The sequence below is a fragment of the Paraburkholderia sp. PREW-6R genome (assembly GCF_039621805.1).
In the GTDB taxonomy this organism is placed as follows: domain Bacteria; phylum Pseudomonadota; class Gammaproteobacteria; order Burkholderiales; family Burkholderiaceae; genus Paraburkholderia.
This window is the reverse complement of the sequence record NZ_CP155076.1, coordinates 188432-211650: the sequence shown is the minus strand read 5'-3', so window position 1 is coordinate 211650 and position 23219 is coordinate 188432. Positions and strand designations below refer to the sequence as shown.

Here is a 23219-nt window from a genome sequence, read left to right as displayed (position 1 = left end):
AGCCGGGGGAGTTACGGCCATCTGGCCATTGTCAAGCCTCAATCTGGTAAGTGCAAATTTTCGCCACTTCAGTCGAATAACCCATGTGGCCTTCGCGAGATAAAAAATGAAACGCACTTCGCACTCCGTAAGGCTGTTTTGGGCGGCGTCCATTTTGATCGCCAGCCCTTGTACATTCCCCCAGACGCCGAATGAATTACTCGCGCAGCGCCTATTGATCTGGCAAAGGTACGCGCCCGTATGCTTGGGAAGCCCGAGTAAATGGAAGGATCCTCCGGCCTCCGTCGATCCGATGTGCAACGACGGTGACATGAATCTCTTTTCCGGGCTTCTATGCGCGGCCGGGGTGGAGGAGGGGTGTCGTGCGGTGAAAGCAGCATTCGCGAACAGCGGCCCTCAAGCCGGTCGCTGGTACCGATCACCGAGGCGCAGGAATGATCCCTCGATCGACGCAGCCGAAGCCAAAGGGGGAGTTGCTTCGTTCTCGCCGGACATGGCGCTCGGCGCGCAGCTGTATCTCGCCACGACCCGCGACACGGCCACCGCCCAGGCATGGCTTAACTGGTTGAACAGGCATCGTCCGTGTCTGGCAGGTAAGGAACCGACATGCAATTTCCCTCAGGACGCGCTGGTCCTGATACCCAACGTGCGTGGCTGGCCACGCTTCTGCACGGACGATGCGCCATCCAGTGGGAACGTCGGGCGTGGATGTACGATGAGACCAGGAGATCTTGCGGACCTGGCGTTCACTCGGTATTACCTGCTTTCAGCAAACCAGCCCTCTTTAAGCTGCACTGCGGACCTCTCAAGTGTTGGGGACCTCGGAGACTACTTCAGCCAGCTCGTTGACGTCGATAAGCTTGTCGCGGGCGGCCTCCCCCGACTGCTGGATATTTCTTGCGGCCTTGCTCCTGAGTTGAATCGACTTAGTGGCTTGGTGAACAGGCCGGGCTACTCGCAGCATCTTGTGGCGGTCGAGATTTTTCTATACCGTAAGCTTGGCGTCAAAAATCCGCTGATTGACCAGACAGCGAAGCTGCTGTCCGACAAGCAGCCGAAGAATCCCTTTTTCAGATATCTCGCGGAAGGCCCAACGGACAGCGTTAGAGACCTTGTGCTGGCACAATGTCCGTCGACAGACGCGGAAGCGGCAGCTTCGCCGCGCTCGCAGTGGGCTTGGGAGCGGGACGATGCCGAGCAGGCATGGAAAAAGTCATCCATGTGGGACTGCATCTTTATGGCGAAATTGCTTTATTCCGGCCTTGAGTCAACGAAGTAGTGCGAATTCTGATCTCTTCCATTGGAGTCTGCCAGCGCATTCAGTCGATTTCCAGAAGCCAGGATCTGCTGGTTAGCGGCAAATGGACAGGCATCTCTGTGCGCGAGCCGGTGACTTTGCAGATTGCTGTTTCGGGGGGATGACGAATCGCGCTTCAGTTTGACGGGAGACGGAGAAGTGAAGCTTGATGGGCGCGTCGCGGAGACCGTCGGAAAGGCCACCTATGAACTGGCTACCAATGCCATCAAGTACGGTGCGCTTTCGGGCAAGGAAGGTATCGTAACGGTCGAAGGGGCTACGGACGAGCGGAACTCCATGTTTCGGCTGACGTGGGAAGAAACGGGAGGCCCTTCAGTCGAAGTACCCCAGCGCAACGGTTCGGCTCATCGGCAATTGCGCGCAACCCTTTTGCGAGTCGCGGTGCTCACGTGAGTCACGTGTTTCAGCGTGACGGAGTGAGGTGGGAATTTGCTATGCATGGCGGTGCAGCGTTAGCGCCGAGCTACTCGCTACAGCCTGCCGCGGCACCATTCCGGTCCATTTGGGTCCGCCCTTCCTGCACTACAAGGGGAACGTCCCGAAACGGATGCGAGCGCCTGCACGAGCAAGGGTCCTGGCTGCTGGGAAACGGACTTTTTGATGAAGCCGTTACGCCAAGGAGGCGTCTCTGGTCCTCTTGAAGGTGCTTGCTCGCCCCGTCTTAAAATGGAAGTTCTTTAGTAGCAGGGTTAGCGTGTCTCCGAGGCCGTATTGACCGACAGTCTGATCGCAAGCTTGCCTCCGTCTATGGGTTGACGATCCATCGTGACGGGTAATATGGATACTCTTGAAGGGAGGCATGAGCGTGGACGTCGAACAGATCCATGAGGAACGTTACGAGATCGTTGTGTCTGGCAACGGCGATACGCTCTGGGTCAATGGAGATGACGGCTTGTGCTGGGCGCGATTCAGCAAGCGATTCGGCATCGACGTACACCGGAATGCGTCAATACAAGACGCAACAAGCGAGTGTCTGTACTGCACTCACAGCAAAGCTGGCGTCGACGATTGGGCGATTTTCCGCGCCGAAGTATTACGGCATCACCGCGCTGTTGTTCCAGCAGATGCACTGTCGTTTGATTGCAGTTCGCTGTATTACTGCCCGCCATGGCAGCAACTCATCGGCACGACTGATCGGATGGTCCGCAATACGTCCAAGCACGAATCGCAAATACGCCTCAGGATCGATGCCATTGAGTTTTGCGGTGCCCACGAGGCTATAGATTGCGGCAGCACGTTTACCGGGAGAATCGGCTTCAGCGAACAGCTAATTGCGGCGACCGAAATCCACGCCACTTAGCGCGCGTTCGACTGGCAGGTTGTCGATTTCGAGCTGGCCGACATCGCGATAGTGTGTGACCGATTCCCACCGGTTCAGCGCATGGAGAATCGCCCGGCTCGTAACCGATTTGCGCGAGGGTGTCTCCAGCACCGTGGTGAGCCATGCGTGGAATCGATCGAGCAGCGGGCGCGCGTCCACGTGGCGATACGCGCTGTGCTCGTCGGGCGGTTTGCCTCTGATCGTTTCCTCAATCGTGTACAGCACGCCGATACGCTCGAGCGCTTCGGTGTTCAATGCATTGGACCGTGCGTAAGCATCTGATGTGTACCGTTCCTCGCCTTGCTTCCTTGGTAACCGTCGTAGACGGCGTCAAGCAGCACGGCCGATCAGCGACAACTATCTTGGCCGGTCGACGGGTGTAGTTGTCGCGGGCTAATTCATAGTTGTCGCGCCTCCATCGTAATTGTCGTCGGGTAATTGTCGCCGGCGCGCGCTCTGTTTGTCGCTGGCCTTACGACGGCGATAGCTTTCGACGTTCAGCTCGAAGATCGTCGAGTGATGGACGAGCCGGTCGATGGCTGCGACCGTCATGCCGGGGTCGGGGAACACATCGTTCCAGCCAGAGAACGGCTGATTGGCCGTTATTAAAAGACTTTTGCGCTCATACCTCTCGGCGATCAGTTCGAACAGTACGCTGGTTTCGGCCTGGTCCTTGCGCGCGTACGACAGGTCATCCAGGATGATGAGATCGAAGCGATCGAGCTTCGCGGGCGCGGATGGCAGTTGCAGGCTCTGGCGTGCAGCCTGGAGCTTCTGGACGAGTTCGCTGGTGCGCGTGAACAGCACCCGGTAGCCAGCGTCGATCAGCGCGTGTCCGATGGCCGATCCAAGATGACTCTTGCCGGCGCCAGGCGGCCCGAACAGGAGAATCGTGGCGCCTTTCTCCAGCCAGGATTCCCCGGTTGCCAGCGCCGTGACATGCGCTTTCGAGACCATCGGCAGCATGCCGAAGTCGAAGTTAGCAAGCGTCTTGGTCGGATCCAGATGCGACTCGGTTCGGTGGCGCTCGATGCGTCGTTTGACTCGCTCGGCCAGTTCGTGCTCGAGCAATGCGCCGAGCAGCCGTGAAGCCTGCCAGCCTTCCTTGTCAGAGCGCTCCGCGAACTCGGGCCACAACCTGCCGATGGTCGGCAAACGTAGCTCGTTGAGCATCAGGGCCAGACGGCCGTTGTCGTGGGCGGGAGCGTTCATGCTGCCACCTGGTCGAGCAGCTCGTCATAGATCGCCACAGGGGGCATTTCGACCACCACCTCAGGGCACAATGCTTGACGTGGCGCGAATTCGTCGCGCAACTGCTTCAGATCGGGCAGGTCACCGGCTGCGAGCAACGCTTCAAGCCGTTCGGCCAGTAGCGCTTCAACGCCGTGGTGTCCCGCGAGTTCGAGCAGGCCCACCATGCTCTTGCAGGCCTGACGTTGCGACAGCTGTCCCTCCAACTGCTCCCAGGTCCGGCGATAGGCTTCGCGAGGAAACAGTGCATCACGGAACGCGAGCCCCTTGAATGCCTGTGGCTTGCGCCTGAGCGAGTCGATGAAGTGTCGGTAGTCAAGCGCGTGGCGGTTGTCGGCGGCACGAGAAGCTCGCGCGGTGCTATGCACCAGAGCGCCAGACAGATAGCAGTCGAGCCGATCACCGTAGAGACGTACCTTGAGGCGATGGCCGATCAGGCGCGACGGCGCGCTGTACAGGATGCCGCGCACGGTGAACGTGCTGCAACGGGTCACGAGCGCCTCTTCCTCGACGAAGTCAGTGGTACGGCGTTCAGGTAAATTCTGCAGCTGTGCGCGCTCAATGCGAAACGCCGCAGCGTTGCGCCGGTTTCGGCGCATCACCACCTCACGGATGAATTCATCGTAGGCCGCCCGGTCCGCGAAGTCGCGATGGCCCCGCAGCATCAGGGCCTGGTCGACCGCTTCCTTCAGATATCGATGCGAGGATTCCACGCTGCCATTCTCGTGACCCAGACCGCGATTGTTGCGCGTACCCTCCATGCCGTAATGATCGAGCAGCGCTGCGTAACGCGTCGTGAAGTCCTCCTGCTCCGTCAGGTTCTTAAAGGGCAGCCGACAGGCTGTCAGAGCGATGTTCGCGCGGGCAGCCACCCGCTTGCCATAGCGCGTTCTGCAATCCCGCTGCGAGGGCCTCGAAACTCTCGCCACCCTCAACAACGTTCGCATACTCCCAGCGCGAGAACGCCAGTACGATGTGATACAGCCGGTGGCCAAACGGGGCGCCGCCGATCGTCACGCACAGCTTGCTCATATCGGTGAAGTCCGACAGTCCACGCACGCCGGGCTGATGCTCCTGGGGGAAGAACACCTCCAGGCCAGGCCCTTCGAGTGCCCGCCACTGGCGAATACGTCGCTCCAGCGTGCGACGCATGCTGTCGGGATAACGATCCGGATGATCATCCTGCAGCTTGCGCAAGATCGTGATGCCCATCAGGTGGGGCGCGTTGCGCAGCAACGGTACGACTTCGCTGTCCCATACGTCGATAAAGGGATCAGGGCGGGTCCGCCAAGATTGACGAGGCTTCTGGGAGGGCAACGTGGCATCGCGCTCGATGCGGCGTGCCGTGCGCACGCTGATACCGGTCTTGGCGGCAGCGACTTCCTGAGAATGGTGTTTGCGCTTGTTCATGTAGAGACGAACCTGTTGGTCGGTAATGCGGGTTCCAGACATGAGCTGACCGCTTCTTCTTTAAGCTTCGATCAGCCCATCCTAAAGCCCCGCCGACACGGCGCTGCCGGTGGCTCGTCGTCTCCGGCGGCTACGCCGCCTACGACTCCTCACCACCGGCCAAAGCAATCGTCAACGACCGGCCAAGACAATTGTCGCCGCCCACCGTCGCGACCGCGACCGTTCCTGACAGAGTGTTGATATCGAACAGTTGGACGCGGCGTGCTGAGTCAGGCGATGTCGTGATGAAGCTGATCGGCAACAACCCATGGCAGCAGGTCATCAACGCGATTGACGGGGTGCTCGGCGATGCGAGCGATGACGTGGGCAGGCAGGCCTCGGGATCAAGGCCATTCAGTTTGGCGGTACCAACCAGTGTGCAGATTGCGGCCCCGCGTTCGCCGCCGCTGTCGGAGCCGAAGTGCAGATAGTTCATCCGGCTGAGAGCAACGGCACGTAGAGCGCGCTCGGCTGCGTTGTCGTCGATTTCCACGGCGCCGTCATCGACGTACAGCGTGAGCGCGGTCCACTGGTTCAGCGCGTCGTTGATGGCTTTGGCGGTATCGCTTTTCTGCGACACCGTACTCCATGTCGAGCGCAGCCAGATCTCGAACGCATCGAGTAGCGGACGAGCCTATTCTTGCCTGACAGGTCTTCGTTCGTCCGGTGGCTTGCCGCGAATCGCGGCCTCAATTGCGTACGGTTCGCCGATCTTGCGCGACGCTTCGGTGTTGACCTCGTTCGTGCGTGCGACGAACAGATCGTGGAATTTGCGCGCGAAATCCGCATAGCGCTCCCGGATGGTCGCCAGCGGCCGCTGGGCCAATCCTTCGTCCAGCTTCCGGTTGCCGGAACGGCCACGTCTGCGCGATGCCAGTCCCGCCTGCACCGGATTGCTGGTAGCGGATCACAAGATGCTCAAACTGACGTACGGTCAAGCCCAGGCGTTCGGCCGCGCGACCAGGCTCAAGGCCCGTGTCGACAACGGCCTGGATGACCTTCAGACGGTCGAGTTGCGCATGTTCAATGTCGCCGGTGCAGCTGCATGCAGGGCAGGCTCCGTAGTCCCGCAGGGAACCGGCAATACCGAGACCAGAACATGACATTTCTATAAAGCTACTACACACGCGATGTCAAGGCCATTCTCAAATGTCGTAGCGGCAACAAAGTAGAAGTGTCGTAGTTGTAGCTTTGCTATCTCCTTGACGAGATTTTGATCAAGGAGTCCTGGAGGCTGACCGTCGTTCTGCCAATCGCGGTGTTCAGATCATCGACCGTGATCTCCCGCTGCTTCTTTGTCCCAGCCTTGCGCTCCTTCGGCTTCGGCGCCTGCCCCTGATAGGTCCGTGACGGCGAGCCTGACGCACGACGGTTATCGCGATCGGCCTGAACCAGCTGCGCGACCTGAAGCACGTGACCCAGCCGCTTGTGGTCAACCACCGCGCCCTGATCGATCTCCGCGAGGCGGTCATAAGGGGTGCAGGGAAGGGCGACACCGTCCGCGCGAACCTCAATGCGACCGTCCGGATACTCAAACACGTCGATGTAGCGTGCTGCCAGCCTGCGGTTCGCCTCTGTGTCATCGAGCAGGTAGATTTCCCGGTTGTACTGCAGCGTCAGAGAACGCGTGACGCGCCGCGGTTCACGCCACGTCAGGATCGTGTCGAGATTCTCATCCTCACGGAGCGGCCGGTGCGCATTGAAGGCGCTCCGTGGCACCTTGCCAAAGCAGTCGATCCGGACCAGCTCGCCCACGCCGTCTGCCAAGTTAGGCGCCCGGGTGCTCACGATGCCGTGACAGCAATTCCGAAGCGCCCTGGCTGCGATAGCGGACGATCAGCCGCTCAACCTGACGCCGGCTCAGATGGAGCCGTTGCGCAGCCTGCAACGTCATTAGCATGCCATCGACCAGCAACTGGATCGTCCTGAGCCGGTCAACCTCGCGGATCGTTATGGTGATCGTTCTAGATGTCGTCATGCGAGCCTCCCGTCAAAGGTCGGCCAGTATGACAAGCGAAATTCCAACTTTGTCCAGGTACGACATTACAGCTTTGCCGTTATCCGAAAATCTGGCTTATTAGATGTATGTTCAGTACATCGGAAACCGAACGACTAGACGAGTCGTTAAAGCATCGTCCCACCCCGTTATCCGGTGTCTACTCGTCAAGCGTAAGTTCAGAACGGATCACCTGGTCGCCGGATCAACGGTGCCCGTCGACCGCTCGCGGACACATCGTCAAGCATCGTTTCGAGCGGCGCGCCTTAACAACCGCGGATCAGTCTCCCATTCATCGCGCCTCCCGATTGCGATTTGCGAGAAGTCTGGATGACCAGGGTTCAGCAGATAGTTGGCTTCAGCAGGGACGACCGCGCTCGGCACTGCAAGCACTGCGCTCGTCAGCTTCTGCGCCCACCTGGCACCAATCTGTTGCAGCTCGGTCCGTGCACTGAGATCCCGCCAGTCGGGCGGCAAATCTGTAGCATCCACGCGCTCGATCAGGATCTCAGGAATCTGGGCTGGGATCATCACATATCGTGCTCGCAGCGGTGAGTCCTGCACGAGCATCTCGAGGAGTGCCAGTGATTGGGTCTGTGCTGTATATATGAGCGCGACGCCTTTCGGGTTCCACCGCCCACCATAAAGTCGCGCGCCTTCGCCGGAGAAGGCGTTATCAGCATACCGCGCTGTCACTACCCGCCATACCGTCAAGGTCATGCAAAAACACCATGCTCGAGGCGCCCGAGCGTATCCATCACGCTATCGGCCCCAATGTCCGTATCGAGAAGGCTGAGCGGGGTAGCATCACCTAGTGCGGCCGCCGGCGACTTGAGCCACCCGATGGCCAGATTGAGATCTTCAAATACCTCCGCCGCGCGCGCCGCGACACGCGCAAGCCGCAGTAATTTGGCCGACTCCTCGCGGCTGAAGACGCCTTCGCGCTTGCGCCGCGCCAAGGTGCGCTCGGGTATATCGAGCGCCTGCGCCAGTTCTGACTGCGAGATTGCAATGGATTTGAGCATTGAGTCGAGCGCCTGGGAGGAGATGCCGTGACGGACGATATCGACCCATTCGAGACCCGACCGAGGGGCACGGCGCAAGACCGCGCGTCCGCCCAACAACGAATCTGCAGAAATCTTCTCGATGACGGTCATAGCACCTCCTGCCATTTGGCATCCATATTACACCAAATTGGCAGCGCCTGCCCGGGGCGCGCTTTGCAGTTTAGAACCAACGCGGGGTTGCAACTCTATTGCGCAAGTTTTTAATAAAAAATCCTTGCAACCCTGTGACCGTCCTTGGACCGTCAAAATAGGGTCCACGAACCCTGGAATCAAGCCGGACGAACCGTGGAGCCGTCATTAATATGTCCAGAAGCCCGAAACGCTGCACCGGGACGCGTACTGCGAGATCGACCCAGGATGCTCAACGGTCCTTTCGGCCTGCATCGACATGATCGATGCCGCAGCCGTCATTGGTGTAACGGAGCGGCTCCATGCCGTACGCGAGACTCTTCTGGGCCTCCACGCTGTCTCGACCATGGCTGTTGAAGGGGAAGTGGGGGCGCGCGTGCTAGCGATATGTACCTGAATCAGTTCTTCGGAAAAGAGCGCTGACAATTGGCTGTTGCTTAACACCGGCCTGACTGACCGAACCACGGTGCTTCCAGCCGTTAAGTGTTCGTTTCAGCAACCGTCAGCTTCGGGGCGATTGCTGTCCGACGCTGACGACATTGCGAATCTGAAAGCGGACGCACAGTCGCATCACTTCGCCAGTCGAATCTTCAGAATTTCGCGATCTGCGCTTTTCCGTCCAGGCGGTCGGAGCCATTACCGCGTGCCGGCGAAAGGTTGACGTCTTAAGTCGGCCGCCAGCATGTTGCCTCTAGCCGGACACACACGCGAATGTCAGTTCTGCCTCTTGAGGCGTCCAGCCGCGAACGCCGTGCGTCTGCATGTCGACCTGATGCATCTGCTTTCCCTCTTGCCTGCAGTACTCGTCAGCACGTTTCAGACTTGACGCCTTGATCTCTCCCCAAGGAGTCATTCCGCCGCGTACCTGCGTTGTTACGGTGTAATGTCCGTCTCCGGCCGGCGAGACTTCCGAGATCGATGTGCAGGCTGTCAGGACAGTAATGGCGGTGAGTGCGACGATTAGTTTCATCGATTGGAGGATCGAAGGATTGGCCGACGGTGGTGTTGCATTTCTCGCGTCGATTAAGGGCGAGGGCGGCTTGGCGGAGCTGCGCTCCGTCAAGGCGAATAACGGCCTCTAAAGCGGGAACTTGAGGTGTGTCTTCATGTCGTTGTTTAACGAACGGAAGGCCGCTTCACTCCTTTAAGGAGCCGCCGTTAAGAAAAGATGTCTTTAGGACCGTTTGGGGTCGCGTCTGGCCGATCGCTGCATGGTCGGTTGAAAAAAGCATCGGACTGGCTTTCCCGTCAGGGGGACCAATCAGCCTCGGCGGTGCCAGCACTGGCGCAGGAGGGGATGTTTTGCGAGACCAGTCGCTAGCCGTGGTTATCGACCCACGCACGACACCAAGACAGGCCGGCCGATTCTGCCTCTTCATCAGTATCAAAGGCGCCAAGCACTCCAGAGGCCACTACAACCTTCGAGTCGCGCATGATGGTGCCGCTCCCGGCGAAGCGCTCCCGGTGCATGCCTTCTTCCTGCTGCACGATGGCATGGCCCCACAACGTGTATCCGCGGTATTGGTCGGTTTGCATCGGTCGACCTTGAAGGTCTGCTATTCCTGTTTATCGTTGATTGTGTAAAGCGGGGCGGTTCGACACATGCCTGCTGCTTACGCGCAGTGTCGATACCGGCCATCTTCAACGTAGCGTCAATCTTCCGCAACTCCTGAACGAAATCAGTCGCCCACTTTTGCCCTCGCATCGGACGGTCAGGCCTGTCGATGCCCTATATAAGGCGGGACCCATACATCTGCGCTCACGATGGACTTCATCTGAACACAGGAGAGGGGCCTGATGCCGCGCGATGAACGTCGCGTCGCCCCGTTCCTTAAAAAGTGACAGTTCGCACCTACGAATTTGCGTGTAGCATACTGTATAAATATACAGGTTTTCTTTTCTCATATGTCCAGCGCTACTGTCACGGCCGAAGAGATACATCCGTCCCTGTGGCGCGCGTCCCAGCTCGCGCGCGGCCGTGGGCGGGTCGTTGAGACCGGCTATGCCGCATTGTCAGCCGAGCTCCCGGGCGGCGGTTGGCCGGTCGGTGCGCTTGTCGACCTGATGGTCCAGCAGGCCGGGGTCGGGGAACTGCGACTGTTGCGCCCTGCGCTCAGTGGTTCGGGCAACCGCCCGGTTGCGTTTGTGCAGCCACCGCACACCCCGGATGGACTTGGGCTGAGCTACATTGGACTTCCCATTGACCAGGTGATGCGGGTGAAAGCGCGGAAGACCGCAGATGCGCTCTGGTCGGCGGAGCAGATTCTGCGGGCAGGCAGCTGCGGTGCGCTCATTTTCTGGGCGCAGTACGCGCAGGCCTCATCGCTGCGGCGCCTGCATTTAGCAGCGCAGTCGTCGGAAACGCTTTTCGTGATGGTCAGGCCGCTTGCCGCCGCACAGGATTCGTCGCCCGCATTGTTACGGCTGGCGTTAAGACCATCAGCCGACGGTCTGACCGTCGACATCGTGAAACGACGAGGGCCCGCCCGCGCAGAGCCGCTGTCGATTCCCCTTCAACCTACTCCTGTATTGCTTTCCCGACATGCGCGTCTTTCTCGCCGTCCACTTGCCGAAGTTGCCGCTCGAGGTGTTCCGACCGAAGTGGTCACCTGAGCCCCAGCACGGAAGTGCGGTCCTGGAGAAAGACAAGGTGGTCATTACCGACAGCACCGCTCGTGCAGCTGGCGTGCGCCCCGGAATGAAGCGCGGTGGCGTGCTGACACTATCGCCGGAAACGGAGATGCATGAACGTGATGCCGCCAGGGAGGCCGCGGCACAGAGGGAGGTGGGCGTTGCCCTGATGCGCTTTTCACCTGAGGTCGCATTGCTTGACGAAGCGACAGTCGTGGCGGAGGTCGGCGCGAGTCTGCGACTCTTCGGCGGGTTGCTCGCATTGTGCCGGGAAGCGAAGGCTGTTCTCGGAACGCTCGGACTTACCGCGCGCATCAGCGCTTCGCCGACCGGCCAGGGTGCATGGCTACTCGCAAAGTTTGGGAACCGTCGCGTGCTCAAGCTCGCGTCACTTGAGCAACGACTGGCGGCACTACCGATGATGGCCGTTCCCGAAGTTCGTCCGTTCGGAGACTGGTTCTCCGGACTTGGCTGCGAGACCATTGCGGACATCAGGCGTTTGCCCCGCGCCGGCCTGCAGCGTCGCTGTGGTGAACATCTGCTCGACTCGCTCGACCGGGCATTTGGCACCGCGCCCGAACTATTCGATTGGCTGGAACTCCCGCCCACTTTTTCCGCGCGCATTGAAATGCCTGACCGGCTTGAGGATGCGGACGGCGCAGTCTTCGGGGCCCATCGGCTCATTGTGCAACTGTGTGGCTGGCTCTGCGCCAGGCAGCTTGCGGTCACGGCTGTCAGACTGCTGCTCGAACATGAACGTGGGCGCGACGCTATGGACCCGACGGCCATTGACGTCGCGCTGGGCGAGCCGACCTGGAAGGAGGAGCATCTCGTCAGGCTGCTGAAAGAGCGGTTGCACCGGATTGAGCTGGCTGCGCCGGTTATCGCGTTGCGGCTCGATGCATCGAAAGTGGAGTCCGCGGCACCGGCATCCGATACGCTGTTCCCGGAGCCGGGCGGTTCCAAGGAAGACCACGCGCGCCTTCTTGAGCTGCTCGTTGCTCGACTTGGCGAAGATAACGTTCTCCGGCCGGCACCGACTGCCGACCATCGCCCGGAGGTCGCCAACCGCTGGGTGCCGGTGACACTCAGGTCGAAGCAGGGAGCACTTCCGCACGGTTTGCCGAGGCCGACGTGGATGCTGGACAGCCCGGTGAGACTGCTGATGCGCCAGCATCGTCCTTTCTATGGGTCCCCACTGCGGATGGTGTCGCCCGGTGAACGCATCGAGGCCGGCTGGTTTGATGGTGAGCTCGTAACGCGCGACTATTTTGTGGCGCAAGGGGAAGACCAGAGTTGCTACTGGATATATCGCGAGCGCGTCAGCAGCCGGGATGCCGAGGAAGAGCAGCGATGGTTCCTTCACGGACTGTTCGGCTGATGCGCCATGGAGACTACCTTCAATGTCCTTCCGGCGTATGCCGAGCTTTTCTGCCTCTCGAATTTCAGCTTCCTGCACGGCGCTTCGCATGCCGAGGAACTGTCTGAGCGCGCGGCACAGCTAGGATATTCGGCGCTGGCTGTCACAGACGAATGTTCGCTAGCGGGTGTTGTGCGTGCGCATGTCGCCGCGAAGGAAGCAAAGCTGCCATTTATCGTCGGCTCGTTCTTCCGGCTGGTCAATGCCGACGGCTCGCCTGCATTCGGAATTATCCTGCTGGCCAGAAACCGCGAGGGGTACGGCAACCTGTCCGAGCTGATTACGCTTGCCCGTACCCGGGCGGCCAAGGGCGAATATCGCCTGACGCCACAGGACCTCTCGCGTCCCGAGAAGGAATATCGACACCTTCGCGGTATGCCGGACTGCCTCGCCATTCTTGTGCCGGATTTTCCCGCCAGCGAGGATGTCCTTGCCGCACAGGTCGAGTGGCTGAACGATACATTCACGGGCCGCGCCTGGGTAGGGTTGGTGCTTCACCAGCGCGCGATGGATGACATTCACCGTGGCTCGGTCGAATTCATCGCGCGCAGCATGGATGTACCCGTGGTGGCGTTGGGGCATGTCGTCATGCATGTGCGCTCGCGCAAGCCACTTCAGGATACGATGACCGCCATCCGCGTCGGGAAATCCGTACACGAATGCGGTTACGAGCTTGCGCCAAACGCCGAACAGCATCTGCGGTCCCGGCTCCGGCTTGCGAACCTGTACCCGGCAGAAGCACTCTCAGCGACCGTCGACATTGCGAGCCGCTGTACCTTCTCGCTCGATGAGCTTCGCTATGAATATCCAGACGAGCTGGTACCCGCAGGCATCACCGCGAAAGCCTATCTCCGGCAGGAAACCTACATCGGCGCGCAGCGACGCTTTCCGTCTGGCATCCCGCACAAGGTGCAGGAGCAGATTGAGCACGAGCTGGAGCTCATAGCCGAGCTACAGTACGAGCCGTACTTTCTCACTGTGTACGACATTGTTCGCTTCGCACGCAGTCAGCATATCCTTTGCCAGGGTCGTGGGTCGGCCGCCAATTCCGCAGTCTGTTATTGCCTGGGTGTGACCGAGGTGGACCCCGCGCGCGGCAACATGCTGTTCGAGCGGTTCATCAGCAAGGAGCGCGGTGAGCCGCCGGACATCGACGTCGACTTCGAACACCAGCGGCGCGAAGAGGTGATTCAATATATCTACCGCAAGTACGGCCGCGACCGCGCAGCGATTGCTGCAGCAGTCTCAACATACCGGCCCCGGGGTGCGCTGCGTGAAACCGGCAAGGCACTTGGCGTTGACCCCCAGATTGTTGACCTCGTCGCAAAAAGCCATCAGTGGTTCGACACTAGCCAGGACCTCCTCAAGCGCTTCGCCGAGTCCGGGCTCGACCCGGAGAAGCCGCTCATCCAGGCGTGGGCGCGGCTCGCTTCCCAGCTCCTTGGCTTTCCGCGCCACCTGTCGCAGCACTCAGGCGGCTTCGTTATCAGTCGGGGCAAACTCACGCGGCTTGTCCCTGTCGAGAATGCGGCCATGGCGGACCGGTCCGTCATCGAATGGGACAAGGATGACCTTGAGGCGCTTGGTCTTCTGAAAATTGACGTGCTCGCGCTTGGCATGCTGTCGGCCATCCGTCGGACGCTGGACATCGTGTCAGAGCAGCGGGGCGAGCGCTTCGAAATGCAGGACATTCCACCGGAGGATTCCCAAACGTACGAGATGATTTCCGCCGCGGACACTGTTGGTGTTTTCCAGATTGAGTCGCGGGCGCAGATGAGCATGTTGCCCCGTATGAAGCCACGGACGTTTTACGACCTGGTCATTGAAGTTGCCATTGTGCGACCCGGACCGATTCAGGGTGGTGCTGTCCATCCTTACCTGCAACGGCGTCAGGGCTTCGAACCTGTGACGTATCCGAGTGAAGCGCTGAAGACGGCCCTCGGGCGGACGCTCGGGGTGCCGATTTTCCAGGAGCAAGTCATGCAGGTGGCCATTCTGGCTGCCGGCTTTACAGCTGGTGAGGCCGACCAGTTAAGAAGGGCGATGGCCGCGTGGAAACGGAAAGGCGGCCTCGAAAAATACTACGACCGCATCGTCAACGGGATGCACGAGCGCGGCTACGACCAGGCTTTCGCTGAAGGTATTTTTGAGCAAATCAAGGGCTTCGGTGAGTACGGTTTCCCTGAAAGCCATGCCGCCAGTTTTGCGCTGCTGGTATATGCGAGTAGCTGGCTCAAGTGCCATGAGCCCGAGGCATTCCTTGGCGCGATGCTCAACAGTCAGCCGATGGGATTCTATTCGCCATCACAGCTTGTGCAGGATGCGCAACGCCACGGCGTGAAGGTGCTGCCGGTTGATGTCACTGTCAGCGGCTGGGACTCCGTCCTGATACCACTGGCCGACCACGGCCGCCCGGCAGTCCGGCTCGGCATGTCGCTCGTACGAGGCATGAAAGACGGTGCGGCAGAGCGGATTGAGAATGCCCGCGCCGTGCGCCCATTTGAAACCGTCGCTGACCTCGCCCGCAGGGCGCAGCTTGACCGGAAAGACCTTCATGCTCTTGCGGACGCCAACGCGCTCGCTTCGCTTGCCGGTAATCGTCGGGAAGCTCTATGGCAATCGGTCGCCGCCGTGCCTGACAGGGATATGCTTGCCGTAGCGACGGTCAGGGACGAGACACCGCAGTTGGGCGCACCGACGGAAGCGAACGACATCGTTGCAGACTACCGGTCCGTTGGGCTAACGTTAGGACGGCATCCACTGGAACTGCTCCGGCCGCAGCTGCTCGCAAACCGGTTGATGCCGGCGTCGACACTGCGCAGCTATGGCGACGGCCGCCTGGCAAGAGGCTGCGGACTGGTGACGGTCCGCCAGCGGCCCGGGACTGCCAAAGGCGTCATGTTCGTCACACTCGAGGATGAAACGGGTAACGTCAACGTCATCGTCTGGCCAGGCCTGCTGGAAAAGCAGAGGAAGGAAGCGCTTGGGGCATCCTTGCTTGCGGTGTATGGGACGTGGCAATGCCAGGGAGAGGTTCGACATCTGGTCGCGCAGCGGCTGGTCGACATGTCCCATCTGCTTGGCGGGCTGATTAGCGCAAGTCGGAATTTCTGCTGACGGAAGGGACAAATCCGCCACTGCCTCTGCGCTTGTCCAGTCAGGGCGCCGGTCAGCAAGATAGCGCAGATAATTCACATGAGGTGAGCGCGGGTTTCCTAGACTATCGAAGACACCGCTGGCCCCAGCGTTATGCCATGAACCGATGGAGGCTTCCATGGAATCTGGTCGGACACCGAAACTGTCGCGCCGCGACGCCCTCCGTGACATTGGCGACGGCTGTTCAAGGGCAATATCTGCGTGCATCGACATGATGGATGCTGCGGCCTCCATTGGCCTTATGGATGAGCTTTATGCCGTACGTGAGGCGCTGCTACGCCTCCATGCACTCTCAGCCCTGTCGGTTGAGCACTGGACGGGACAACCACGACATTGACTGCAACTGACCAGTCGTCGCCGCGAGCGCCGCTAACGAACCGACGTTCCACTGGCCCAGGCAGCGCGTGTGAGCCGGTCGACGGCAGACAACCGGCGAGCGTAGACGCGGTTCACATTAAGCGGGAGCTTTCACTTTCTGCGTGCTTCGAGCTTCGTCCGCGACAGCTTTCAGCTGTGACCAGTAGTCAGCGTAGTGAGTGCGTAGCCAGTCCGAAACGACACTGTTGTTCATCAGCTTGACGATATAGGCCACCGATACAGCCAGTTCGAGATGCTCTACGCTGCACGTTTCCTCGGCCGCCGAATGAGTCGCCTGGATCGTCGAAATCTCACGTTCCTAACGCGTAAGTCCAGCACAAGAACCGTGTCGAAGTCGCAGGCCAGATTACGCACGTCAATGGGCAGCCGCACCAACGCTATCGCTTACGGAGCGTGAGCCCGCTTGCGCCCGCATCTTCGTCGGTACGCACGACCTGAATGCCACGCGTTTTGCATATTTGGAAATCGCCTGCTTCTGCGCGTCTGGTGAGTATTGCTGCTGCTCGGTCGACATACGGATGCACTGTGCCGCGGCGGCTGCACGAATTGGCGACGAGCAGATGACTGAAGCGCTTTCGACAGGAGTCATCGCGCATTACCTCACAGCAGACTTTGAAGACGCGCGCTTTGCTAAGTCAAGTCACATTGCTGGTTCGGCAGTCGTGCACTCGCAGCTTTGCCCTGCCGTCCCCTTGATTGACTTCGAGATGACGGATGGATTGGTTTGCGACCTGCGACCTGCGAACGGGCAACGTGCTAGTGAGGCTACGGCCCGCGGTTCCGTGAAGATTTACAATGGATTGACTTACCCTTGCATCTACCGCGATGAGCGCCCCGCTGAACCTGGGCCTGCAGGCACGTGCTGAACTGCTGACGTATCTTGTAGCGTCGAACCAGCTCGCGCTTGAGTTGACCGGAGAGTGGCTGTCGGTGACGAATCTGGTTGAGTCGACGGGCTCGTCGCTATCGTTAAACGGGGCTGGCGCCGACGTGCTTGAAAGGGTTCGGCTCGTCGGTAAGGCCCATGATATGGCGCAGCAATTTGTCCCGAAGCTGAGCCAAGTGGAGGCTGGACTCGTTGCGGGGATGTTCTGCGACAACCTGAGGCTGGATTTCAGGTCCGCATTGGTTCGGAATCTAGCAGGACTGAACCGCCCCGGGTTTGAACTGACCCCCGAGAGTTGGACACAACCTTGGAGGCTCCGTGAGGAAATTCGATGTAAAGTTTAAGGGGAAGGTGGTTCGCGAGTATCTCGCTGGCAAAGGGGGCTATAAGCTCCTTGCGGCGAAATTCGGTATTGCAGAAAGCATGGTGAGGCGATGGGTCGCGGCATATCGTCACCATGGTAACGCTGGGCTCATCCGCCAGCGTGGCGCTTACACCCTTGAGTTCAAGCTTGAGGTGGTGCACCGGGGCGTGGCTGAGAACCTTTCCTGTCGAGAGCTGGCTGCCATTTACAATATCGGCAATCCGCACAGCATCACGATGTGGCAACAACAGAAAGCACGGGGAGAGCTCCGTTCGCTAAAGGGCATGCGCCCGTCGGGACAGGATGTTTCGGTGCCAGCAAAGAAAAAGACCTCGAACCAGTCGTTGGAAGCTCCGCGATCTGAGGAGTCAGACCAACTCCTTCGTGAGAATCACCAGTTACGCGCGGAGGTCGCGTACCTAAAAAAATTCAATGCCTTGGTTCTAGCAAAGAAGTTGGCGCGGCAGAAAGAGCCAAAATAGTGCTTGAACTGAGGCAGGAATTCCCCTTGGCCGACCTTCTCCAGGCTGCGGGGTTGCCACGCAGTACGTACTACTATCGGGCCAAGACGTTGGCCGCTCCAGACCGGCATCGTGGACTCAAGGCGAAGATTCAGGCTGTCTATGCTGCACATCGCGGCTTGTATGGCTATCGTCGCATCACCTTAACTATCCGCAGTGATGGCGAGCTAGTCAATCACAAGAAGGTGCAACGCCTCATGAACGAATTGGGAATCAGGTCGAGGGTGCGCCGGAAGAAGTTCCGGTCATACCAGGGCGAGGTCGGCGAGGCCGCTCCGAACCTGCTCAATCGTGAATTCACCGCATCGAGCCCAAACGAAAAGTGGGTCACCGATGTGACCGAGTTCCGGGTCGCGGGGAAAAAGCTGTACCTTTCTCCGGTCATGGACCTCTACAATGGGGAAATTGTTGCCTACGAGTCGAGCCATCGCCCCGACTTCCCAATGGTCATGGGCATGCTCAGGAAAGCTGTCAAGAAATGCGGGAATGCGGCTACACCGATGCTTCATTCAGACCAGGGTTGGCACTATCGCATGCAACCGTACCGAGTGGCACTGGCGCGCTACGGAATGAAGCAGAGTATGTCGAGAAAAGGAAATTGCTTCGATAACGCGGCCATGGAGAGCTTCTTTGGCACTCTGAAGGCCGAGTACTTCCATCTCACGGACTTCGAAGACGTCGACGCACTGAGGGTAGGCCTGAAGGGCTACATCGACTACTACAACCGGCATCGCATCAAATCGAAACTTGGTGGACTGAGTCCCGTGGAATATCGAATGCGAGCGGGAAAAAATTAACGCTTCAACGTCCAACTCTCGGGGGTCAGTTCATTCCCCGGGGCGGTTCAGGACTGTCTGAACAGCTTTGCTGGAGAATTCTGGCGTTAGTCAACAGCGGATTGGCCCGCACCATCAACCGGAGGTCAAGGTGTGCTACTCGGCTCAAATAAAGGCGGATTATCAAAGGTTCGTACGCACCTTTGGTGCGCTGATGGATATTGCAGAATTCACTCGCCTGTTTTTTGAACGCGCCGAAGGCATCAGCAAAGCGAAGATACCGAAAGCGATGGAAGATGCGTTTGCCCAACCCCGCACGGACGCTGAGCTTGAAATCAAGACCTTTATCGACCGGTTCAATGCTGCCCAGATCACCAGACTTGAACAGGACCTGTTCAGGCAGCGCAAGCGCCTGGCGGACGCTGAGCGGACCCTGCAGACAAAGGTGACCAAGGCCGCGACAGAGAATCAGCGTATCGCCACCGACAAGATTGCATGGACGTTGGGCAAGCTCGAAGATATAACGCGGACAGAGCCCAAGCCACGCGACTCGCGGATATTTCCCGGTCACTACGCGCCCGTCGTGGTGATAGAAGATGGCCGGCGCGTCGTCAAGCCGATGCGGTATCAGTGCCGCATTGCCGGCAAGCCAGCTTCGTACGACGTCAAATATCCGGGCACCTACAACGCCCGCCGCGACAATCTCGAGGGTTTCTGGAAACCGTGCTTCGGATACACCCACGGAGTGATGCTCGTGGACGTCTTCTATGAAAACGTAAGCAAAGCAAAATTCGAAGGCACGCTCCTTGAAACGCACGACCGGGACGAAAACGTTGTTCTCGAATTCCGTCCGAGCAACGGCGAACTGATGCACGTTGCCTGTTTGTGGTCTCGCTGGACAGCACCGGGGCAGTCAGACCTATTGTCCTTCGCAGCCGTGACCGATGAGCCGCCACCTGAAGTCGCGGCGGCTGGCCACGACCGCTGCATTATCCCAATTAAGCCTGAAAACATTGACGCATGGCTCAATCCAGACCCAAGGAATCTCGCAGCGATGTATGCGATTCTGGATGACAGGGACCGGCCGTATTACGAGCACCGGTTGGCAGCGTGACATGAACCCAACCGCTGACTGTAACTCCACCGGGTGAGCATGCAGCGCATTGCTGACAGGGATCGTGCCTTGCCCGTCGTTGGGGGTTCCACGCGGACAATTGCCGGCTGATGGGCAGGGCGATCAGCCTCCGCGATATTTGCGCTGTCGCAAATGCACTTTCATTTGAGGTGTCGCCGGCATCGTTTGCCGTCATGTCTTTCTATGACTATCGCAGCATGTATTAACGCTCAATTGCTTTTAAAAGTACGCAACTAACGGTCTTCCGCTGATCCTCCGACCCCTGATGGCTGCGCCATGGCTGTCAAGAAGGCAGTCGGGAGTTGCGACCTAAACCAGTCGTGAACTGTGACCATGACTACCTTCGTAGGGCGACTTGTGTCGGCCAATCGAGACGCCTTGGAATGTCAAGTCGCATCTATGCCAATGAGGTTCACCGGGAGCGGACCGATGGACCCGACATCAAGGTCATGCTCAATTGTGCGGGTGGGACATATATGGTCGCCTCTTTATTGCACGATGATTGTGCGTTGCGAGGAGGGTGGTCGCAGACAGATACGCAACTGGAATCGGGAAGTGCGATCAGAATAGCCGCTGCGAGAATTCCGTTGTATTCGATAAATGACCGCCCACGTACCGCGAATTAGCGCATACGAGGATATGGCTGAAGAGTTGTTGAAGACTTCGGCTAGCACGTCTTTGCGAAAGTCGCGGCATGACGTCTGCCAGCGTGAATAGGAAAATAGTGCCCAGCCGTTTCGATGGTTTTCGCTATCTCCAGGACGACTGATCTCGAGGTAATGCGCCCAGAGGATCATGGACCACGAGTCTGTCTGACGACGTCAACTCGTCGATGTAGAGAACCAGATTGATTCCTTCGGGCGACAGTCGCGAGTTGAAAAGAATTCCTTTTGCGCCAGACGCGATGGTCTCGTCTCCAAGCACCCAACTCGGGGGCTCAATGCGCTGATCAAACCAGCAGCCGCGCCAGTCACAATAAAAATCTTCCCACAATCCGGACCATATCTCCGCCTGGTAGCCGCCTGTGAAATCGACAACTGGTCCTATGCTCAGCTGATAGCTGACTAACGTGCCAGGTGGCATCAGCGGCGACACCTGCTGGTACTCCCGTACAGCAGTGTTGATGTCCAATGCGAGGTAGAGTGCATTGACGCCGATACGATTTGCGCGGCCGCCGTGTCTGCTCGCGCCGGCGCCGCTTGTCGGCGCAACTGCCTATTTTGGAAGATGCATCCGGTAGACGGTTAGCCCGGACAGTGCTGTGAGGATCATCCGGCCGCGCCCGCCTCAAGCGAAGAAATGTAGCGAAGCAGGTCGTCTGTTCTACCGTCTGAAACCAGTTGTTCAGCAGTCTTGTAGTCGAACACTGACAATGGCTCATTGCGATACCAGAACAATGCCTGCGCAACGTCTCCAGAAATGTCGGTGGCCGCGCGGATGGCCCGCAGTGCGTCCCGTAGGAATCGCTGTACGCTCTCGGCGCCGGGCTGACGGCTGAGCGTATTCCGATGCACGTGTGCCTGCTGCGCGAGCGTCTGCAGATCGATATGAAGTGCTTCTCCAAAGCGACGTGCAGATACGATTGGCGCAGCGCTACCGGGCTCACGCAGCGATGCCATGAACTGATCAAAGGTAATGCTGGAGCCGGGAGGGGCGGAAATCGGGCGAATATCCATCATGGCGTCTCGTTGCACAAGATATGCACAATATTAGCACTCTTACAATGCTGTGCAAATTGGTCAGTGAGAAGGATAACTGTCGCCAATAGACGGACCGCAGTCTGGCCTATCAAAAATGATTCGACCCTATGTCCCCGCCAAGTTCAAATGTCGGGGTCTGCGCTAAATTGAAATGTCGGGTTTGGACTTTTTAGAAATGTCCGATTTTGTGGTTCAGAAATCTTTATGTTAGAGGGCTTTTAAGCACCGAGCCAACCCGCGCTCCGGCAGTTCCAAGAATCGCTTCATTCAACTGCTCCCGGGTCAACTCGCGCTGCTTGCGGGTACCCACCTTGCGCTCCTTCGACCGTGGAGCCTCACCCTGATTGGTCCTTGATGGAGCTCCCGACGCCCGCCTGTCATCGCGCTGCGCCTGGATCAACTGCGCCATCTGTAACGTGTGTCCAAGCCGCTTGTTATCGACCACTGCAGCCTGATCGATCTCCGAGAGCCTGTCATAAGGCACATAGGGCAGGGCAGCACCATTCACCCGGATTTCGATACGTCCGTCCGGATACTCGAACACATCCAGATACCCGTGAATCAGGCTGCGGTTCGCTGGCGTATCTTCAAGCAGATAGATCACACGGTCGTATTGCACCGTCAACACTTTCGACACGCGCCGCGGCACACGAACCGTCAGGATCAGATCAAGATCGTCATCCGCCCGCAGCGGCCGGTGTGCATCGAACGTGCTGCGCGGCACCTTGCCAAACCGGCCGTTAAAGTCAGCGATGAAGTGGGGCGCGTAAGCATTGGCAGCTTCCTTCGTGCTGATGCCGCGTAGCCGCAGTTCCTTCACCAGACGATCCTGCAACGTCAGGTTGGCCCTCTCGACACGGCCCTTCGCCTGACTGCTGTTGGCGCAGAACGTATCTACATTCAGCTCATACAGCGCCCTGCCAAACTGCGTCACGCCCTTGCCAGGCGTAACCGAATGGCTGTTGCAGTGAAACACGCTGGCCTTGTCGCTGTAAAGCGCGACCGGCTTGCCATGCTGCTCAAGGTACGCGCGTATCGCCTCGAAATAGCTGAAGGTCGATTCGGTCGCGGTGAAGTGCAGCACCATCAACCGGCCCGTCGCATCGTCGATGAACACCAGCAGCGTACAGGCCGGTGCGCGGTCCTCGAACCAGCGATGATCGCTGCCGTCGATCTGCACCAGCTCGCCCAGACATGCACGACGGTTTCTCGGCTGATGCAGCTTCGGTGGCCGCTGTTTGCGTGGAATCCACAACCCGGCCTCACGCATCCAGCGCCGCACGGTTTCCTTGGCGAGCACGAGCCCATGACACTCGTATAGCTTCTCGCACGCCAGCGTCGGCCCAAAATCCGTGTAGCGCTCACGCACCAGCGCCATGGCTCGCGCCCGCAGATCAACCGGCAGTTCACGATTACTGGGCTGTCCACGCCGCGCCGACACGAGCCCGGCCGGTCCAGCGGACTCGTAGCGTCGCACCAGCCGTCTGACCTGACGCTCACACAGTTGCAGACGTTCAGCCGCCCGTACGGTCGTCAGTCGATGCTGGACGACCGCCTCAATGACCTTCACGCGCTCGAGCTCATGCATGCTGATCGTGATGAGTCCACGTCCGTTCATGGTCGGGCTCCGGGCTGGCTGTGATGCCGCAGCATGCGCCACAGCTAGCCCGGAGTTGGAAAACCGGACATTTCCAATGAGCCAGAACCGGACATTTCTAAAA

The 23219-nt window shown here is 59.1% G+C and carries 15 protein-coding genes and 5 pseudogenes; 8 read left to right on the top strand and 12 right to left on the bottom strand.

Annotation, left to right across the window (positions count from 1 at the left end):
- The first annotated feature begins 106 nt into the window (after nucleotides 1–106).
- On the top strand, nucleotides 107–1279 hold the full coding sequence (locus AAGS40_RS30080) for a hypothetical protein (RefSeq protein WP_345817657.1): 1173 nt from the start codon (nucleotides 107–109) through the stop codon (nucleotides 1277–1279).
- Between the two features lie 177 nt (nucleotides 1280–1456).
- Nucleotides 1457–1711 carry a hypothetical protein gene (locus tag AAGS40_RS30075; RefSeq protein WP_345817656.1) on the top strand — a complete coding sequence of 85 codons (255 nt, stop codon included), beginning with the start codon at nucleotides 1457–1459 and terminating at the stop codon, nucleotides 1709–1711.
- A gap of 640 nt (nucleotides 1712–2351) precedes the next feature.
- On the opposite strand, the pseudogene AAGS40_RS30070 reads toward AAGS40_RS30075, so the two are convergent.
- From AAGS40_RS30070 to AAGS40_RS30055, 4 genes and pseudogenes are all read right to left on the bottom strand, one after another.
- Nucleotides 2352–2906: pseudogene (locus AAGS40_RS30070) on the bottom strand (transposase); the annotation flags it as partial.
- A 126-nt stretch (nucleotides 2907–3032) separates the two neighbouring features.
- On the bottom strand, nucleotides 3033–3851 hold the full coding sequence (gene istB, locus AAGS40_RS30065) for an IS21-like element helper ATPase IstB (protein ID WP_345817655.1): 819 nt from the start codon (nucleotides 3849–3851) through the stop codon (nucleotides 3033–3035).
- A pseudogene (gene istA / locus AAGS40_RS30060) lies at nucleotides 3848–5342 on the bottom strand (IS21 family transposase). Before istA ends, istB begins: the two are co-directional and overlap by 4 nt.
- 227 nt (nucleotides 5343–5569) lie before the next feature.
- Nucleotides 5570–6114, bottom strand: a pseudogene (locus AAGS40_RS30055) (transposase); the annotation flags it as partial.
- 139 nt (nucleotides 6115–6253) lie between these two features.
- On the opposite strand from AAGS40_RS30055, the gene AAGS40_RS30050 reads away from it, so the two are divergent.
- Nucleotides 6254–6442: a hypothetical protein gene (locus AAGS40_RS30050; protein ID WP_345817654.1), complete on the top strand. Its 189-nt coding sequence runs from the start codon at nucleotides 6254–6256 to the stop codon at nucleotides 6440–6442.
- A 91-nt stretch (nucleotides 6443–6533) separates the two neighbouring features.
- On the opposite strand, the pseudogene AAGS40_RS30045 reads toward AAGS40_RS30050, so the two are convergent.
- The 5 genes and pseudogenes from AAGS40_RS30045 to AAGS40_RS30025 form a co-directional block, all read right to left on the bottom strand.
- A pseudogene (locus tag AAGS40_RS30045) lies at nucleotides 6534–7067 on the bottom strand (ISNCY family transposase); the annotation flags it as partial.
- Nucleotides 7068–7107: 40 nt separating this feature from the next.
- Entirely contained in the window at nucleotides 7108–7317 is a 210-nt protein-coding gene (locus tag AAGS40_RS30040; RefSeq protein ID WP_345817653.1) for a helix-turn-helix domain-containing protein, read from the bottom strand.
- A gap of 258 nt (nucleotides 7318–7575) precedes the next feature.
- Nucleotides 7576–8055 (bottom strand): RES family NAD+ phosphorylase, encoded by a 480-nt coding sequence (locus AAGS40_RS30035; protein WP_345817652.1) that lies wholly within the window; start codon nucleotides 8053–8055, stop codon nucleotides 7576–7578.
- The gene (locus AAGS40_RS30030; protein WP_345817651.1) at nucleotides 8052–8492 is read right to left on the bottom strand and encodes an antitoxin Xre-like helix-turn-helix domain-containing protein; all 441 of its coding nucleotides are present in this window, start codon (nucleotides 8490–8492) and stop codon (nucleotides 8052–8054) included. Before AAGS40_RS30030 ends, AAGS40_RS30035 begins: the two co-directional genes overlap by 4 nt.
- A gap of 1356 nt (nucleotides 8493–9848) precedes the next feature.
- Complete coding sequence (locus tag AAGS40_RS30025; protein WP_345817650.1) at nucleotides 9849–10067, bottom strand: hypothetical protein; 219 nt, start codon at nucleotides 10065–10067, stop codon at nucleotides 9849–9851.
- Between the two features lie 369 nt (nucleotides 10068–10436).
- Between AAGS40_RS30025 and imuA the strand changes: the two genes are divergently transcribed.
- The 5 genes from imuA (at nucleotide 10437) to AAGS40_RS30000 (ending at nucleotide 19777) form a co-directional block, all read left to right on the top strand.
- Nucleotides 10437–11144 carry a translesion DNA synthesis-associated protein ImuA gene (gene imuA / locus AAGS40_RS30020; RefSeq protein ID WP_345817649.1) on the top strand — a complete coding sequence of 236 codons (708 nt, stop codon included), beginning with the start codon at nucleotides 10437–10439 and terminating at the stop codon, nucleotides 11142–11144.
- Nucleotides 11074–12543: a DNA polymerase Y family protein gene (locus AAGS40_RS30015; RefSeq protein WP_345817648.1), complete on the top strand. Its 1470-nt coding sequence runs from the start codon at nucleotides 11074–11076 to the stop codon at nucleotides 12541–12543. Before imuA ends, AAGS40_RS30015 begins: the two co-directional genes overlap by 71 nt.
- Before the next feature lie 6 nt (nucleotides 12544–12549).
- Nucleotides 12550–15699, top strand: a complete 3150-nt coding sequence (locus AAGS40_RS30010) for an error-prone DNA polymerase (RefSeq protein WP_345817647.1) — start codon at nucleotides 12550–12552, stop codon at nucleotides 15697–15699.
- Between the two features lie 1621 nt (nucleotides 15700–17320).
- Nucleotides 17321–18684, top strand: a protein-coding gene (locus tag AAGS40_RS30005) for an IS3 family transposase (RefSeq protein WP_345817646.1) whose coding sequence is annotated in 2 segments (ribosomal slippage) — nucleotides 17321–17795 and nucleotides 17795–18684 — 1365 coding nt in all. Because the reading frame shifts where the segments join, the coding sequence is not laid out codon by codon here.
- Nucleotides 18685–18814: 130 nt separating this feature from the next.
- Nucleotides 18815–19777 carry an SOS response-associated peptidase family protein gene (locus AAGS40_RS30000; protein ID WP_345817841.1) on the top strand — a complete coding sequence of 321 codons (963 nt, stop codon included), beginning with the start codon at nucleotides 18815–18817 and terminating at the stop codon, nucleotides 19775–19777.
- A gap of 771 nt (nucleotides 19778–20548) precedes the next feature.
- Here the strand turns inward: AAGS40_RS30000 and AAGS40_RS29995 are convergent.
- From AAGS40_RS29995 to AAGS40_RS29985, 3 genes and pseudogenes are all read right to left on the bottom strand, one after another.
- Nucleotides 20549–20995 (bottom strand): annotated as a pseudogene (locus tag AAGS40_RS29995) (RES family NAD+ phosphorylase); the annotation flags it as partial.
- Nucleotides 20996–21066: 71 nt separating this feature from the next.
- Nucleotides 21067–21477 (bottom strand): DUF2384 domain-containing protein, encoded by a 411-nt coding sequence (locus AAGS40_RS29990; protein WP_345817645.1) that lies wholly within the window; start codon nucleotides 21475–21477, stop codon nucleotides 21067–21069.
- A 223-nt stretch (nucleotides 21478–21700) separates the two neighbouring features.
- A complete protein-coding gene (locus AAGS40_RS29985) occupies nucleotides 21701–23116 on the bottom strand; it encodes an ISNCY family transposase (protein ID WP_345817840.1) in 1416 nt (471 codons plus the stop codon).
- Nucleotides 23117–23219: the final 103 nt, after the last annotated feature.

What these genes read in the sequence shown, in the direction of transcription:
- AAGS40_RS30080 (WP_345817657.1), top strand. Translation starts at nt 107, where the DNA reads ATGAAACGCACTTCGCACTCCGTAAGGCTGTTTTGGGCGGCGTCCATT.
- istB (WP_345817655.1), bottom strand. Translation starts at nt 3,851, where the DNA reads ATGAACGCTCCCGCCCACGACAACGGCCGTCTGGCCCTGATGCTCAAC.
- AAGS40_RS30050 (WP_345817654.1), top strand. Translation starts at nt 6,254, where the DNA reads ATGCTCAAACTGACGTACGGTCAAGCCCAGGCGTTCGGCCGCGCGACC.
- AAGS40_RS30040 (WP_345817653.1), bottom strand. Translation starts at nt 7,317, where the DNA reads ATGACGACATCTAGAACGATCACCATAACGATCCGCGAGGTTGACCGG.
- AAGS40_RS30035 (WP_345817652.1), bottom strand. Translation starts at nt 8,055, where the DNA reads ATGACCTTGACGGTATGGCGGGTAGTGACAGCGCGGTATGCTGATAAC.
- AAGS40_RS30030 (WP_345817651.1), bottom strand. Translation starts at nt 8,492, where the DNA reads ATGACCGTCATCGAGAAGATTTCTGCAGATTCGTTGTTGGGCGGACGC.
- AAGS40_RS30025 (WP_345817650.1), bottom strand. Translation starts at nt 10,067, where the DNA reads ATGCAAACCGACCAATACCGCGGATACACGTTGTGGGGCCATGCCATC.
- imuA (WP_345817649.1), top strand. Translation starts at nt 10,437, where the DNA reads ATGTCCAGCGCTACTGTCACGGCCGAAGAGATACATCCGTCCCTGTGG.
- AAGS40_RS30015 (WP_345817648.1), top strand. Translation starts at nt 11,074, where the DNA reads ATGCGCGTCTTTCTCGCCGTCCACTTGCCGAAGTTGCCGCTCGAGGTG.
- AAGS40_RS30010 (WP_345817647.1), top strand. Translation starts at nt 12,550, where the DNA reads ATGGAGACTACCTTCAATGTCCTTCCGGCGTATGCCGAGCTTTTCTGC.
- AAGS40_RS29990 (WP_345817645.1), bottom strand. Translation starts at nt 21,477, where the DNA reads ATGATGGATATTCGCCCGATTTCCGCCCCTCCCGGCTCCAGCATTACC.
- AAGS40_RS29985 (WP_345817840.1), bottom strand. Translation starts at nt 23,116, where the DNA reads ATGAACGGACGTGGACTCATCACGATCAGCATGCATGAGCTCGAGCGC.